The following is a 710-nucleotide window of genomic DNA, read 5'->3' on the forward strand; positions in this document are numbered from 1 at the left end:
CGGGAGGGCCAGTTCGGGTGTACGCAGCAGGAAGGCCTGGTTCCAGTGGCCGGGCCGGGGGAAGTCCTGGGCGAAGAACCACGACTGGACGGGCAGCAGGGGCACATCGCCTTCGAGCACGCCCTGCTCGGTCCGCACGGCCGTTGCCGTGGCCGCCTCGGAGCCGGCGACGACCCGGTCGTAGAACCGCTCGATGGTGCGGTGGGCGAAGACGTCGCGCACGCTCACCTGCAGGCCGAGCACCTTGCGGAGACGGCTGACCAGCCGGATGGCCACGATGCTGTCCATGCCGAGGCGCATCAGGTCGGCGGTGATGCCCAGTTGATCCTGCGGCAGGCCCAGCACGTCGGCCCATGCGTCGCGCAGCTGCCGCTCGCGCTCGGTACGCGGTGCGACGTGCTCGGCGGCGACCGCCGTCCCCGGGTCCGGGAGTGCCTTGCGGTCCAGCTTGCCGTTGGGGCTCAACGGCAGCTCGGGCAGATGCACCAGCGCCTCGGGAACCATGTACGCCGGCAGGCTCGCGGACAGCCGCTCCAGGAGGGGAGCGGGGTCGAGCTCGGTGTCGGACACGTAGTAACCGACGAGGAGTTGCCCGCGGCGGCCGGCCGCCGTGTCGTACTCCTTTATCAGCACGACGCTCTGGGAGATGCGCGGGTCCTGGGAGAGGGCGCTCTCGATCTCGCCCAGTTCGACGCGGTAGCCGTTGAGTT

1 protein-coding gene is annotated in these 710 nt (G+C 70.6%); it reads right to left on the reverse strand.

Features of this window, described 5'->3' with window-relative positions; genetic code table 11:
- Window positions 1-710: phosphopantetheine-binding protein (locus tag HG542_RS34115; RefSeq protein WP_255316365.1), on the reverse strand; the 710-nt coding region annotated here is incomplete at both ends.

This window comes from Streptomyces morookaense, from assembly GCF_013030945.1.
GTDB classification, from domain to species: domain Bacteria; phylum Actinomycetota; class Actinomycetes; order Streptomycetales; family Streptomycetaceae; genus Streptomyces; species Streptomyces morookaensis.